Annotated in this window: 14 protein-coding genes; 7 read left to right on the top strand and 7 right to left on the bottom strand. The window is 64.4% G+C overall.

The genetic code is table 11. The annotated features are described in order from the left end of the window. Positions 1-109 precede the first annotated feature (109 nt). Positions 110-1,336: an FAD-dependent monooxygenase gene (locus PHA8399_RS06220; protein WP_058285312.1), complete on the top strand. Its 1,227-nt coding sequence runs from the start codon at positions 110-112 to the stop codon at positions 1,334-1,336. Positions 1,337-1,478: 142 nt separating this feature from the next. Here PHA8399_RS06220 and PHA8399_RS06215 read toward each other — a convergent pair whose 3' ends face one another. The 5 genes from PHA8399_RS06215 to PHA8399_RS06195 all read right to left on the bottom strand — a co-directional run bounded on the left by PHA8399_RS06215 (position 1,479) and on the right by PHA8399_RS06195 (position 5,396). Next, positions 1,479-1,667 (bottom strand): Trm112 family protein, encoded by a 189-nt coding sequence (locus tag PHA8399_RS06215; protein ID WP_027236052.1) that lies wholly within the window; start codon positions 1,665-1,667, stop codon positions 1,479-1,481. Next, positions 1,664-2,308, bottom strand: coding sequence for an LON peptidase substrate-binding domain-containing protein (locus tag PHA8399_RS06210; RefSeq protein WP_058285311.1), 645 nt, complete (start codon positions 2,306-2,308; stop codon positions 1,664-1,666). Before PHA8399_RS06210 ends, PHA8399_RS06215 begins: the two co-directional genes overlap by 4 nt. 27 nt (positions 2,309-2,335) lie before the next feature. Beyond that, the gene (locus tag PHA8399_RS06205; RefSeq protein WP_058285310.1) at positions 2,336-3,262 is read right to left on the bottom strand and encodes a thioredoxin family protein; all 927 of its coding nucleotides are present in this window, start codon (positions 3,260-3,262) and stop codon (positions 2,336-2,338) included. A gap of 424 nt (positions 3,263-3,686) precedes the next feature. Further along, positions 3,687-4,475 (bottom strand): exodeoxyribonuclease III, encoded by a 789-nt coding sequence (locus tag PHA8399_RS06200; RefSeq protein WP_058285309.1) that lies wholly within the window; start codon positions 4,473-4,475, stop codon positions 3,687-3,689. 234 nt (positions 4,476-4,709) lie between these two features. Beyond that, positions 4,710-5,396: a response regulator transcription factor gene (locus PHA8399_RS06195; RefSeq protein ID WP_027245320.1), complete on the bottom strand. Its 687-nt coding sequence runs from the start codon at positions 5,394-5,396 to the stop codon at positions 4,710-4,712. 173 nt (positions 5,397-5,569) lie between these two features. Here PHA8399_RS06195 and ribA point away from each other — a divergent pair, with 173 nt between their 5' ends. Together ribA and PHA8399_RS06185 are read left to right on the top strand one after the other, a co-directional pair. Next, positions 5,570-6,658, top strand: a complete 1,089-nt coding sequence (gene ribA / locus PHA8399_RS06190) for a GTP cyclohydrolase II (protein ID WP_058285308.1) — start codon at positions 5,570-5,572, stop codon at positions 6,656-6,658. Further along, positions 6,658-7,167: a L,D-transpeptidase family protein gene (locus PHA8399_RS06185; protein ID WP_208856272.1), complete on the top strand. Its 510-nt coding sequence runs from the start codon at positions 6,658-6,660 to the stop codon at positions 7,165-7,167. Before ribA ends, PHA8399_RS06185 begins: the two co-directional genes overlap by 1 nt. Before the next feature lie 58 nt (positions 7,168-7,225). Here the strand turns inward: PHA8399_RS06185 and PHA8399_RS06180 are convergent, their stop codons facing one another. Next, on the bottom strand, positions 7,226-7,876 hold the full coding sequence (locus PHA8399_RS06180) for a YggS family pyridoxal phosphate-dependent enzyme (protein WP_058285307.1): 651 nt from the start codon (positions 7,874-7,876) through the stop codon (positions 7,226-7,228). A gap of 123 nt (positions 7,877-7,999) precedes the next feature. Further along, positions 8,000-9,031, bottom strand: a complete 1,032-nt coding sequence (locus tag PHA8399_RS06175; protein ID WP_058285306.1) for a porin — start codon at positions 9,029-9,031, stop codon at positions 8,000-8,002. A 307-nt stretch (positions 9,032-9,338) separates the two neighbouring features. On the opposite strand from PHA8399_RS06175, the gene PHA8399_RS06170 reads away from it, so the two are divergent. The 4 genes from PHA8399_RS06170 to holA all read left to right on the top strand — a co-directional run bounded on the left by PHA8399_RS06170 (position 9,339) and on the right by holA (position 14,133). After that, positions 9,339-9,824 (top strand): DUF3576 domain-containing protein, encoded by a 486-nt coding sequence (locus PHA8399_RS06170; protein WP_058285305.1) that lies wholly within the window; start codon positions 9,339-9,341, stop codon positions 9,822-9,824. 88 nt (positions 9,825-9,912) lie between these two features. Then, positions 9,913-12,606, top strand: a complete 2,694-nt coding sequence (gene leuS, locus PHA8399_RS06165) for a leucine--tRNA ligase (protein ID WP_058285304.1) — start codon at positions 9,913-9,915, stop codon at positions 12,604-12,606. Next, on the top strand, positions 12,593-13,108 hold the full coding sequence (lptE, locus tag PHA8399_RS06160; protein WP_058285303.1) for an LPS assembly lipoprotein LptE: 516 nt from the start codon (positions 12,593-12,595) through the stop codon (positions 13,106-13,108). The genes leuS and lptE overlap by 14 nt, the downstream gene beginning before the upstream one ends. Beyond that, positions 13,105-14,133: a DNA polymerase III subunit delta gene (holA, locus tag PHA8399_RS06155; RefSeq protein WP_058285302.1), complete on the top strand. Its 1,029-nt coding sequence runs from the start codon at positions 13,105-13,107 to the stop codon at positions 14,131-14,133. Before lptE ends, holA begins: the two co-directional genes overlap by 4 nt. Positions 14,134-14,179: the final 46 nt, after the last annotated feature.

Below are 14,179 nucleotides of genomic sequence, written 5' to 3'. Positions count from 1 at the left end.
GCCCGTCTCCCCATAAGCAGTTGCGGGTGACGGTAGCGGCAGCAGGACGCAGGCACAATCCCGCGCTTCCTGCATGGACAATCCCGCCAGCAGGCGCATATTGCGGGGCATGAAAAATGCGTCCGATATCCTGATCGTGGGCGGCGGGCTGAATGGCCCGGCGCTGGCCCTGGCCCTGGCACAGACCGGCCACAGCGTTACCGTGGTCGACTCGCTGACCCCGGACAAACTGGCCGATGACGGGTTCGACGGCCGCGGCTATGCGCTGGCGCTCGCCTCGCAGCGGCTGCTGCAGCAGACCGGCGTCTGGCAGCATGTCGGCGGCAACGCGCAACCGATGCTGGAAATCAAGGTAACGGACGGCCACGCAGGCCACGGCCCGTCACCGTTCTTCATCCATTTCGACCATGCCGAGCTGGAAGAAGGCCCGATGGGCTACATGGTCGAGGACCGCTTCCTGCGCCGCGCCTTCCTGCAGGCGATGGAAGACCAGCCGCAGATCACGCTCGTGTCCGGCAGAACCGTGACCGCACAGGCTCCGGACCAGACCGGCGTGACAGTGACTCTGGACGACGGCGGAGAGCTGCGCGGCCAGGTTCTGGTCGGCTCCGACGGGCGCCGCAGCGGCACCGCCCGGCGGGCGGGCATCAAGCGCACCGGCTGGGACTATGGCCAGACAGCGCTGGTCTGCGCCATCGACCATGAAAAGCCGCACCACGGCATCGCGCATCAGTTCTTCATGCCCCCCGGGCCGCTGGCGATCCTGCCGCTGCCGGGCAACCGGTCCTCCATCGTGTGGAGCGAGCGGACGGAGACCGCCAAGGCCATTCACGCGCTGAATGACGCGGAATATATCCAGGCATTGCGCCCCCGGTTCGGCGATTTCCTGGGGGAGATTTCCCTGGCTGGCAAACGCTTCACCTACCCGCTGAACCTGACCATCGCCAACAGCTTCATTGGCAACCGCATGGCCCTGGTTGGTGACGCCGCGCACGGGATGCATCCGATTGCCGGCCAAGGCCTGAACGCCGGCCTGCGCGATGTCGGAGCGCTGGCCGAAGTGATCACCGAAGCCACCCGGCGCGGTGAAGATATCGGCTCGCCGCTGGTGATGGAGCGCTACCAGCAATGGCGCCGCTTTGACACGGCTTCTCTGGTGGCGGCCACGGATGTGTTCAACCGGCTGTTTTCCAACGACAACCCGCTGCTGCGGCTGGGCCGGGACATCGGCATGGGCGTGGCCGGCGCGATCCCGGGACTGCGCCGCAATTTCGTGCGCGAAGCGGCCGGGCTGACCGGCGACCTGCCCCGGCTGCTGAAAGGCCAGGCGATCTAGGCGGCGCCGCGCCGAAGCAACCTGCGGGCGTGCTCCCGCCTGCTCCGGACCATCCCCAGGGATGCCCCTGCACAGTTGGGCGCGGCACCGCGCTGGCGCGCAGTGCTGCGGCTGTCCGGACCGTTCCGTTCTGGAACCGGACCTAGTCCAGCTCGCGCGCCTCATCCACCAGCATCACCGGGATGCCGTTGCGGATCGGGAAGGCGAGATTGGCCGCGCGCGAGATCAGCTCCTGTGCCTGGGCATCATAGTCCAGCACCGTCTGGGTCAACGGACAGACCAGCGCTTCCAGCATCCGCCGGTCAAAGGCAGGCGCCTGTGGTTCGGTCATTGCAGGGTTTCCTCCTGAGAGCCGCCGCGCAGGGCGAATTCGATCAAAGTGACAAGCGTTTCCCGCCTTGTCGCAAGGCAGGGCGCCTCGAGCAAGGCCTGTTTGTCCTCGGGGTCGAACTCCAGCAGCATCGCCAGCGAATTGATCAGCAGCTCATCCTCAGCCTCTTTCAGCGCCTCCCAGTCGGTCGACAGGCTGCGGGCGGTAAAGAACCGTTCCAGCAGGTTCAGGAACGAGGGGCGGTCGAGCGCCGCATCCGCCTCGGTCCGGCCCAGGTCGCGTTCAAACCCTGCCCAGCTGACATCGCAGCGCCGGTACGGCGCAAAGCCGCTGGACTCGCGGGTGACGCGGAACCGGGACACACCAGACAGCGTGACCAGGTACCGCCCGTCTTCAGTCTCGGAGAACTGGGTGACCCGCCCGGCGCAGCCGATCGCATGCAGGTCTTCGCCCTGCCCGTTCGGCCCCGGGCAAGGCTGCACCATGCCGATCAGCCGCTGCCGCGTTTTCAGCGAGTCTTCAAGCATCTGCAGATACCGCGGCTCAAAGATGTGCAGCGGCAGGCGTGAGCGGGGCAGCAAAAGCGCCCCGGGCAAGGGAAACACGGCAATGGTGTCCGGCAGATCGGCAGGCTGGATCATAGGACAGAGTGTAGTGCTGCCCCGATCTTAGGCAAATATCATCGAGCTCAGCTTGCGCCGCCCGTTCAGAACCACCGGGTCGTTCGGCTTGAGCGCGTCGAAGATGGTGAAGAGCTGCGTCTTGGCGGCCCCGTCATTCCAGTCCCGGTCGCGGCGGAACAGCTCCAGCAGTTCAGCAACGGCTGCCTCGGCGTCGCCGGTAGCATGCAGGGCCTGCGCCAGATCGAAGCGGGCCTGGTGATCGCCGGGGTTTGCCTCCACAGCCGCCCGCAGCTCCGCCACCGGACCGGCATTCTCCGCCTGGCGGGCAAGCTCGATCTGCGCAAAAGCCGCTTCGATTTCCGCCGCGGAGGCGATGTCCGCAGGGGCACCGTTCAGCACCGCTTCGGCCTGATCCAGTTCGCCCAGGGCAATATGGGCCCGCGCCAGCCCGCCGTAGGCGGCGGCGCTCTTGTCGTCCTCGCCCAGGATGGCGGCAAAGGTCTGGGCCGCATCCGCAACTGCGCCTTCGGCCAGCATCTGTTCCGCGGCCTCCAGCGCTTCGCCAAGCCCGCCGTCGGCGGTGCCGCCCGCAGCCTCGATCACTTTCTTCAGGAAGGCGTCGATTTCCGACGCCGGCAAGGCGCCCTGGAACATGTCGACCGGGCGGCCCTGCACAAAGGCGACAACGGTCGGGATGGATTGCAGCGGCAGCCCCTGCTGCGCCAGCGCCTGCGCCAGGCGCTGGTTCTCATCGACGTTGATCTTGGCCATGGTAACAGCGCCCTTGGCCTTGGTGACGGCCGCCTCCAGCATCGGACCCAGGGTCTTGCAGGGGCCGCACCAGGGGGCCCAGAAATCCACGATCACCGGAGCCTGCATCGACGCATCGACAACGTCCTGCATAAAGGTGGCTTCGGTCACGTCCTTGATCAGATCGCCCGCCGGTGCGGCGCTGCCAAAAATGTCGCTCATCAGTTTGTTCTCCGCTTGGAACTTACCCCCTATATGGAATCCTGTGCGCCGGAAACCAAGAGAGGAGTTGACCGCATGGCGGCCCCGGTCTGACCTCTTTGCCGCATCGCGGCGGCTGATGCGCCCGGATGATGCCGCCCGCAACCGCCGCGCACTTCCCTGGAGCGTTAACAGCCGCATGGCGGTGCTGCCGCTGATGACCCTGACCGCGTGGTCCAGGGTCCGGCTGGGCTGGCCCGGTGCGCTCCCGCCCCCGCTGACAGGCCCTGGCTGCGCCAGCCCCCTGGCGGCGTTGGGCCGCGCGCCGCGCTGCCGCGCGGCGTGCCCGCACTGCGCGCCAGCGCAGTGCCAGGCCCAACGGAGAAGGGTCCTCCAGCGGAGGACCCGGATCAGGCGGGAGCCCCCCGCCCTCTCCCGCCCGCGGTCAGAGATCGAAGGTTGCAAACACCGGCGCGTGGTCGCTGGGTTTTTCCCAGCCGCGGGCATCGCGCAGAATGCGGCTGGAATGGCCCGCCCCGGCAATATCCGGTGTCGCCCAGACATGATCCAGCCGCCGCCCCTTGTCCGACGCATCCCAATCGCGCGCGCGGTAGGACCACCAGCTGTAGAGCTTGCCCTCAGGGATATCGCGTCGGGTGATGTCGATCCAGCCGCCCGCCTCCTGGGTTTCGGCCAGATGCGCGACCTCCACGGGCGTATGGCTCACCACCTTCAGCAGCTTCTTGTGGTCCCAGACGTCATCTTCGCGCGGCGCGATGTTCAGGTCGCCGACAAGGATGGATTTCTCCGGCTTGTCCGCATGGAACCAGCCGCGCATGGCTGTCAGGTAATCCAGCTTCTGGCCGAACTTTTCATTCACGTCCCGGTCCGGCACATCGCCGCCCGCCGGCACATAGAAGTTGTGGATCACCACCCCGTTCTCCAGCCGCCCGGCCACATGCCTGGCATGGCCAAGGGCGGCAAAGTCCTGCTCCCCGGCATCCTCGATCGGCAGCCGCGACAGAATTGCAACGCCGTTATATCCCTTTTGCCCGCGCGCAACCATGTGGCGGTAGCCGAGCGCCGCAAACCCCTCCACCGGGATCTTCTCCACCGGGCTTTTGCACTCCTGCAGGCACAGCACATCCGGCCCTTCCTCCTGCAAGAGCTTTTGCACAATCGGCTCGCGCAGGCGGACCGAGTTGATGTTCCAGGTGGCAAGGGTAAATGGCATCGCGCGCCTCATCATGAAATCCGGGTTCGGGGGCGATACTGCCCGCCCCGGCCAGGAAGGGCCAGAGAGGAATTGCGCGAAGGCCCCGTGCGGCCCGGCGCCCAAAAAAAGGCCGGGCAAGAGGCCCGGCCAAGTCCAACAGGGAGGTGCATATCGTAACCCGGATATGCGCGGGATCGAATACAGTCTAAAGATGAACTCTAGTGTCTTCTTTGATCTGGCTCAACGCGTGTGTCAGGCAACCAGCCGGTATCCGCCTGATTCCGTCACCAGCAGGCGCGCATTCGACGGGTCGGGCTCGATTTTCTGCCGCAGCCGGTAGATATGCGTTTCCAGCGTGTGGGTGGTGACACCCGCATTGTAGCCCCAGACCTCATGCAGCAGCACGTCGCGCGGCACCACCCCGTCGCTGGAGCGGTAGAGGAACTTGAGGATATTGGTCTCTTTCTCCGTCAGCCGGATCTTGCGGTCATCCTCGGTGATCAGCAGTTTCATCGCAGGCTTGAACGTGTAAGGCCCCAGCGCAAAGACCGCATCCTCCGACTGCTCGTGCTGGCGCAGCTGGGCGCGGATGCGGGCCAGCAGAACCGGGAACTTGAACGGCTTGGAGACATAGTCGTTGGCGCCGGCATCCAGCCCCAGAATGGTATCGGCATCGCTGTCATGGCCGGTCAGCATCAGAATCGGCGACTTCACCCCCTGCTTGCGCATCAGGCGGCACAGCTCCCGCCCGTCGGTGTCCGGCAGGCCGACATCCAGAATTATAAGGTCATAAAGGGCCTCCTTGGCGCGCTCCATCGCGCTTTGGCCGTTCTCAGCCTCAAAGACATCGAAGTCCTCGGTCATCACCAGCTGCTCGCTCAAGGCTTCGCGCAGGTCTTCGTCATCATCAACCAGCAGAATTTTCTTCAGTTGCGCCATCGGCTCACCCTCCTGTTCTTGAAACCACAAATGCGCATCCCTTGCGCCCGCGGCAAGATTTGCTGCAAAACTCTCACGCCGACGTGTCCATGACATGGAAATTGTTTCACATCCGTTGCATTTGGGCGTAAAGACGGCGAGCCTTTGTTACAGAATAACACCGGATACCCCGCATGAGCCTGATGCCCACGATGATCGAACTGCTGGCCCGCGCCCGGGTCGATCTGCGCATGGGGCTGCCGGTGGTGCTGGCAAACGGCGAGGAAGCGGCCCTGGCGATTGCTGTCGAGTCCCTGACAGAGGCACGCCTGGCAGACATGCGGGCGCTGGGGGACCTGTCGCTGGCCCTGACCGCGCGCCGGGCGGATACGCTGAAAGCCCGGGTTTACGACGAGGATATCGCCCGCGTGGCCGTTCCCGCATCCGAAGGGCTGCATTGGATCCAGGCGCTGGCGGACCCGGCAGACGACCTCAACACACCGATGAAAGGCCCGCTGTCGAGCCAGCGCGGCGGCAGTGCGGACCTGCACCGGCTGGCGATTGCGCTGGTGAAATCCGCGCGCCTGCTGCCGGCCGCGGCCCTGGTGCCGCTCAGCGGGGCGGCTGAATTTGCCGCCACCCACGGGCTGACCACCCTGTCCCGGACTGCCGCGGCACCGCTGCTCAGCGAAAGCTCGCCCTTGCATCCGGTCGCTGCCGCCCGCCTGCCGATGGACGCCGCCGAAGCCGGGCGCCTGCACATCTTCCGGCCTGAGGATGGCGCCGAGGAGCATTACGCCGTCGAAATCGGCCGCCCCGACCGCTCCAAACCGGTGCTGGCGCGGCTGCATTCGGCCTGCTTCACCGGCGATGTTCTGGGCTCGCTCAAATGCGATTGCGGCCCGCAGCTGCGCGGCGCGCTGGCGCAGATGGGCGAAGAAGGTGCAGGTGTTCTTCTGTACCTCAACCAGGAGGGCCGCGGCATCGGTCTCGCCAACAAGATGCGGGCCTATTCCTTGCAGGATCAGGGCTTTGACACGGTGGAGGCCAACCACCGGCTCGGCTTTGAAGATGATGAGCGCGATTTCCGCCTGGGCGCCGCGATCCTGCAGAAGATGGGGTTTTCCCAGGTGCGGTTGCTGACCAACAACCCGAACAAGATCGCGATGATGGAAAAAACCGGAGTGCATGTGGCGGAGCGGGTGGCGCTGCAAGTCGGTGAAAATGCCCACAACCAGCATTACCTGGCGACAAAGGCCCGCAAATCCGGGCACATGCTGTAATGACGCCGGCCGATCTGGTCCTCACTCCGCGCGGCGTGCGTTTCCTGGGCCGGGTCCTGCCCTGCTCCATCGGCAAAGGCGGGCTGTCCCGCGCCAAACGCGAAGGCGACGGTGCCACGCCCGTTGGCATTCACCGGATTGCGGGAATGCTGTACCGCCCGGACCGCCTCGCCCGCCCTGCCCCCTGGGCAGAGCCGATCGGCCCAGGCGATCTGTGGTCGGATGATGCAGGCCACAGCGCCTACAACCGCCATGTCCGGGCGCCTTATGCCTTCAGCCACGAAAAGCTGCGCCGGGCGGATCCGCTGTATGATCTGATCCTGGTCACGGATTGGAACTGGCCGGACGCCGTGCCCGGCAAAGGCTCAGCCATTTTCCTGCATCAATGGCGGCGTCCGGGGTTTCCCACCGAAGGCTGCATCGCCTTTTCCCGGACCGGCCTTCACTGGCTGGCCGCCCGCCTCCAGCCGGGCACCCGGCTCATCGTGCCGCCCTTGGGCCGCGCCTGACGCACCCAAGACTTTTCCGAAAAAGTCTTGGCAAAAGTTTTTCCAAAACTTTTCCGCCTCAATAGGTCCGCGCACCAAAGATGGCAGAGCCGACCCGGACATGGGTGGCGCCAAGTGCGATGGCTGACTCGAAATCGCCGCTCATGCCCATCGACAGGCCCTGCAGGCCGTTGCGTTTGGCGATCTTAGCCAGCAGCGCGAAATGCAGGCTCGGCTCCTCATCCACCGGCGGGATGCACATCAGGCCCTTGACCGGCAGATCCAGCGCGCGGCATTCGGCGATGAACGCATCCGCCTCCGCCGGCATCACGCCTGCCTTCTGCTCCTCTTCGCCGGTGTTCACCTGAATGAACAGGTCCGGGCATGTGCCCAGCTCCTGCGCCAGCCGGGCCAGGGTCTTGGCCAGTTTCGGGCGGTCCACCGAGTGAATGCTGTCAAACAGCTCCATCGCCTGGCGCGCCTTGTTGGTTTGCAACGGGCCGATCAGGTGCAGGTCGACACCATCGTAGCGCTCGGCAAAAGCGGGCCATTTGCCTGCGGCCTCTTGCACCTTGTTCTCGCCAAAACAGCGGTGGCCTTCTTCCAGCACCGCTTCAACCCGCTCGTTCGGCTGCACCTTGGAGACCGCGATTAGCTTTACGCTGCCCGGCGCGCGGCCTGCGTTTGCTTCGGCTTTGGCAATCCTGGATTTGATCTCGTCTAGCGGCATGGGTCCGGCCTCATCTCTGTTTGGCCGCAAAAAACACTGTTTGCCTGCAAATGTTAAGAGCCAAAAGAAAAGGGCGGGCCCCGAAGGAACCCGCCCCGAAAGTCACGCTAGGCGTGCTTCAGCTTAGAAGCTGAAGTGCAGACCTGCCTGAACGGAGTTTTCTTCGGAGTCAGAACCATCGTTGACATAGCCAGCAACGAAGGTCACGCCGCCGCCCAGGTCATACTCGTAGTTGATGCCGAAGGCGGTGCCGTCGTTCACGCCGTCCTGAATGCCAGCAGTGGCGAGGTCGGTGTCGACGTTGTTGGAGTCGGTGCTGCTCACCCATGCAATCACGGTCGAAGCTGCGCCGACTTCGGCTTCACCAGCCAAAGTAACAGCATCTGCCTGCTCGGTTTGAGCATACTGCAGGGTTGCGCCGAACTGACCGAAGTCTGCACCTGCAGCGACGAAGACCAGCTCATCGTTCAGCTCAACGGTCTGGCCGCCGGTGGTCAGGCCAGTGGCGCCGTTGTCCGCAGACTGGTAAGCACCTGTCACAAAGTAGTCGCCGAACGAGTAGTTCAGCATGATCGCGGTACGCTCTTCGCCGTTTGCGTCGTCGTTACCGTCGGTGCCGTTCTGCTTCGAGTAGGAGATGTGACCGGTGAAGCCGCCAGCGGAGTAGATGGCTTCGATGCCGCCGCGGCCAACGCCAGCGGAGGTGAAGGTGTCAAAGCCAGCGCCTTTGATGGCCAGGGAGTTGAAGCCCATGCCGTCGATGCCGGTGCCAACCGAGGTGGTGTTCAGGTACAGGCCCGGTGCGGAGTCGATCGCGCCCCAGATGTTGCCAACGTTCACACGCAGGCCGCCGTATGCGACGTGGAACTGCGGGCTGGAGAAGGTTGCACGGCCCTGAGCGCCGTCACGGTTTTCTGCCTGAGCGCGGATACGGCCGCCAACGGTCACGCCGCCGTCGGTTTCGGTCGACACGTCAAAGGTCAGACGGAAACGGCTGGTCAGGTTGGTTTCAGAAGTGTTGTCTGCGTCGCCAGCAACATCGTTTGCTTCGTTCCAGTCCAGACCAAAACGGCCGTAGCCGGAGATTTTGACTTCTGCCGCGGCCATGCCTGCGGTGGCGATCAGCGCGGTAGTCGCGAAGAGAACCTTTTTCATGTTTTTCCCTCGGTTTCTATTCCTCAGCCCAAACCGGGGAATCCGGCGTGGGTATGCCAAGGGGTTTCGCTCTTTCGGCCCCGTTTTGGCAAGTCTTGGGAAAGTCAGGCGAAACGATGCGGCCCGGGATGGTGCAGCTTTGCCACAGTCTGCCCGCCCCTGGCGCACTTTGCCGCCGGATAAGCCCGGGTTACGGCGGAAACACCCGGCGGCCAGCACTAGGGCCTCACTATAGCAGCCAAAGCCCTTGCTCCGCCGGCTTGGCTTGCGTTAGGTGTTCGCGCAGAAAATGGCTCCGGGAGCGGTTATGGAATACGGAAAGACCCTGCGGGTAACTTTGGTCGGTGCGATCTGTCTCAGCCTCGCGGCGTGCGGCGGCAACAGAGGCGGCGATGCGCCGTCCAGCACGGCCCGGACAATCAGCCACAAGGAAGAGATTCAGGGCGCCGCGACCAAGTCCTCGGTCTTTGACTTCCTGAATGCCAAGCCGGATCAGACCGTTCAGGTGAACCGCTACCTGTGGACCGCCAGCCTGGATGTGCTGTCGTTCCTGCCGGTGCAGTCGGTCGATCCGTTCACCGGTGTCATTGTCACCGGCTACGGCACCCCGCCGGGCGGCGGCCGCTCCTACCGGGCGACCGTCCATATCAAGGACCCGGCGCTGGACGCGCGTTCCCTGAACCTTGCGCTGCAGTCCAAGGGCGGCCCGGTCAGCGCCAGCACCACCCGGGCGGTCGAAGATGCGATTCTTTCCCGCGCGCGCCAGCTACGCATCGCGGACAAGAAACTCTGACCCGCTGCGCACTGGAAACACCAGCCAAACCCCATTATCAGATGCGCCGGGCCACTTGCCCGGCGTTTTCATGCAAAGGACCGCTCTGATGCCGCGTTACATAGCTCCTGAAATCGAAGCACGATGGCAGAAAGCCTGGGACGAGGCCGGAATTTTCCAGGCCAAGCGAACCGGCGGCAAGCCCAAGTATTATGTGCTGGAAATGTTCCCCTATCCGTCGGGCAAGCTGCACATGGGCCATGTGCGCAACTACACGATGGGCGACGTGATCGCGCGCTACAAGCTGTCGACCGGCCATAACGTGCTGCACCCGATGGGGTTCGACGCCTTCGGCATGCCGGCCGAAAACGCTGCAATGGCCTCTGGCGGGCATCCAAAGGATTGGACTTACTCGAACATCGACACGATGGTCGAACAGATGAAACCGCTGGGCCTGTCGCTGGACTGGTCGCGCATGTTCGCAACCTGCGACCCGGAGTATTACGGCCAGCAGCAGGCGCTGTTCCTGGACTTCCTGGAAAAGGGTTTGGTTTACCGCAAGAACGCGGTGGTGAACTGGGACCCCATCGACATGACCGTGCTGGCCAACGAGCAGGTCGAGAACGGCCGTGGCTGGCGCTCTGGCGCGCTGGTGGAGCGGCGCGAGCTGACCCAGTGGTTCTTCAAGATCTCCGATTTCTCCGAAGAGTTGCTGTCGGCACTGGACACTCTGGAAAACTGGCCCGCCAAAGTGCGCCTGATGCAGGAAAACTGGATCGGCAAGTCGCGCGGCCTGCAGTTCTCCTTTGAGCGCACCGGCGGCGGCGCGCCGATCGAGGTCTACACCACCCGCCCCGATACACTGATGGGTGCGTCCTTCGTCGGCATCTCGCCGGATCACCCGATTGCCAAGGCGCTGGAAGCCGAATCGGAAGAGGTTGCCGCGTTTGTTGCCGAGTGCCGCAAGGGCGGCACCACCGAGGAAGCCATCGAAACGGCGGAGAAGCTGGGCTATGACACCGGCATCCGGGTCAAGCATCCGCTGAAACCCGACTGGGAGCTACCGGTCTGGATCGCCAATTTCATCCTGATGGATTACGGCACCGGCGCGATCTTTGCCTGCCCGGCGCATGACCAGCGCGACCTGGATTTCTGCCGCAAGTATGACCTGCCGGTCACCAACGCGTTCTTTGCGCTGGAAGAGGACGCGCCGGTCGCAACCGAGGCTCTGGTGCCGCCGAAGTCCGAAAAGGTCCGCTGGGTGGATCATTTCGCCGGGCTGACCGAGGCCACCGGCGAAGATGCGATCAACGCCACCGTCGATTTCGCGGAAAAGGCCGGCTGGGGCCAGGGCGTCACCAAATACCGCCTGCGCGACTGGGGCCTCTCCCGCCAGCGCTACTGGGGCTGCCCTATCCCTGTGGTCCACTGCGAAGACTGCGGCGTGGTGCCGGAGAAGAAAGAGAACCTGCCGATTGCGCTTCCTTATGATGAGGGCGGCAAACCGATCGACTTCTCTGTTCCGGGCAACCCGCTGGACCGCCACCCGACCTGGCGCGATTGCGCATGCCCGTCCTGCGGCAAGCCAGCCCAGCGCGAAACCGACACCATGGACACCTTCGTGGACTCGTCCTGGTATTTTGCCCGTTTCACCGCCCCGCGCGCTGAAACCCCGACCGACATGGCCGAGGCCGAATACTGGATGAACGTCGACCAGTACATCGGCGGCATTGAGCACGCGATTCTGCACCTGCTGTATTCGCGCTTCTTTGCCCGCGCGATGCACATCTGCGGCCACCTGCCGGAGAAATCGAAGGAGCCGTTTGACGCGCTGTTTACGCAAGGCATGGTGACCCACGCGATTTATAAAACTCGCGAGTTAGTAGAACGGACAGACTCCAACACAGGTGAGAAAAGCACCGTTATCAAGGACAAGTTTCATTACCCTGACGACGTTGTACAGCTTTCCTACAATGGCATTGACGTTGTGGCCCTCAAGTCGACGTTCGAAGAGCACGGAATGAGTGTCGACGTAGACAATGAACGTCGCGCAATTCACGCCTTGGTTTACCAGAATCCTGGTCTTGCGGTTGAAGTTGTGCCCTCCGCCAAGATGTCGAAGTCTAAGAACAACGTGGTGGACCCGCTGCACATCATCTCGTCCTTCGGCGCCGACACCGCGCGCTGGTTCGTGCTGTCCGATTCGCCGCCCGAACGGGACGTGGAATGGACCGCTTCCGGTGCCGAGGCCGCGCACAAGCACCTGAACCGGGTCTGGAACCTGTGCGACCGGATCGGGGAGATGGACCGCAATGCAGAAGGCGAAGGCGACGAGGAGTTGCTGCGCGAGATGCATAAATGCATCCGCGACGTGACGCTGGGCATCGATTCCTTCGGCTTCAACGCCGCGATTGCCAAGCTTTATGCCTTCACCGGCACGCTGTCGAAATCCAAGGCCAGCTATAAGGTGCAGCGCCAGGCGGTGATGACGCTGGCGCAGCTGATGTCCCCGATGACCCCGCACCTGGCAGAAGACATCTGGAACCACCAGGGCGGCGAAGGCCTGTGCGCCACGGCACCCTGGCCGGTTGCGGACGACGCGATGCTGGTCGAGGACACCGTCACCCTGCCGATCCAGATCAACGGCAAGCGCCGCGGCGAAATTGAGGTCGCCAAGGATCTGGACAAGGCAGAGGTTGAAAAACTGGCTCTTGCGCATGAAGCTGTGCAAAAGGCGCTGAATGGCAGCGCTCCGAAGAAGGTGATCGTCGTGCCGGGCCGGATCGTGAATGTCGTTGCTTAACCGCAGAACCCTGCTGCTGGCCCTGCCCCTGCTGGCAGCGGCCTGCGGCTTTACCCCGGTGTACGCCCCCGGCGGCACCGGGTCCGCGCTGCATGGCCGGATCGCGGTTCAGGCACCGGAGGAGATCACAGGCGCCACCGGAACCGACGCCTATTTCCTGGTGCAGAACCTGGAACAGCGGCTGGGCCGCGGCGGCAGCCCGGACTACCGGCTGGATCTGACGCTCAGCACCCAGGAAGAAGGGCAGGCAATCACCGCCGGAAATGAGATCACCCGCTATTCGGTGATCGGAACGGTTAACTATTCCCTAACAGGATTGTCAGCTGGCAATATTGTCTCCAGCGGCACCGTGCGGAACTTCACCGGCTACTCCGCCACCGGCTCCACCGTGGAAACGCTGGCGGGCGAGCGCGACGCGCATGAGCGGCTGATGGTGATTTTGGCAGACCAGATCACGGCGCAGATCCTGGCAACTGCGGATCTCTCCGCGCCGGCAGAATGAAGCTCTCCCCGCGCGAGGCCGACGGGTATTTCGCCAAGCCCGATCCGGGCAAGACCGGCATCCTGATCTATGGCGCCGACGCCATGCGGGTGTCGCTCAAGCGGCAGCAGGTGCTGGCCGCCCTGCTTGGCCCCGGCGCCGAAGAAGAGATGCGGCTGAGCCGCCTGCCCGGCGCAGACCTGCGCAAGGATCCGGCCCAGCTCCTGGATGCGGTCAAGGCAGTCGGGTTCTTTCCCGGCGTCCGGGCGGTCTTTGTCGAGGGCGCCAACGACACGGCCACGCCTGCCATCACCGCAGCGCTGGAGGAATGGCAGCCGGGCGATGCCCAGATCGTCGTCACCGCCGGGCAACTGAAAGCCACGTCCAAACTGCGCAAGGCGTTTGAGGGCCACAGCAACGCCTACGCCGCGGGCATCTACGACGATCCGCCCTCGCGGGCCGAGATCGAGCGCATCCTCGGCGAGGCCGGCATCCGCGGCGTGCCCGCCGACAGCATGTCGGCGCTTACCGATATCGCCAATGACACCGGTCCCGGCGACTTCTCCCGCATGATCGAGAAGCTGGCGCTTTATAAACACGGCGACAGCAGCCCGCTGGCACTGGAGGATATCGCCGCCGTCGCCCCGCAATCGACCGAAGCCGCGCTGGATGATGTGCTGCACGTGGTGGCCGAGGGGCGCAGCGCCGAAATCGGCCCGCTGATCCGCCGCCTGCAGGCGCAGGGCACCAACGCGGTCACGCTGTGCATCGGCGCGACACGGCATTTCCGCACGCTCTATACCATCGCGGCCGCCCCCGGCGGCCCGGCCCAGGGCATCGGCCAGCTGCGCCCGCCGCTCTATGGCAAGCGCCGCGACCGGATGCTGCGGCAGGCGCAGAGCTGGGGCGCGAACCGGCTGGAAACCGCGCTGACCATCATCACCGACACCGATCTGGCCTTGCGGTCTGCCGGCCAGACCGCCCCGGCGCTGGCGCTGATGGAACGGGCGCTGATCCGGCTGGCAATGCTGGGCCGCGCCCGCTGAACCGGCGGCGCGCCGTACCGCTTGATCCGCCTCCGCCGGCGGCGCA

Source organism: Leisingera aquaemixtae (assembly GCF_001458395.1).
GTDB lineage: Bacteria > Pseudomonadota > Alphaproteobacteria > Rhodobacterales > Rhodobacteraceae > Leisingera > Leisingera aquaemixtae.
Note: the sequence above shows the minus strand (reverse complement) of the source record. Positions and strands in the feature narration are given on the sequence as shown.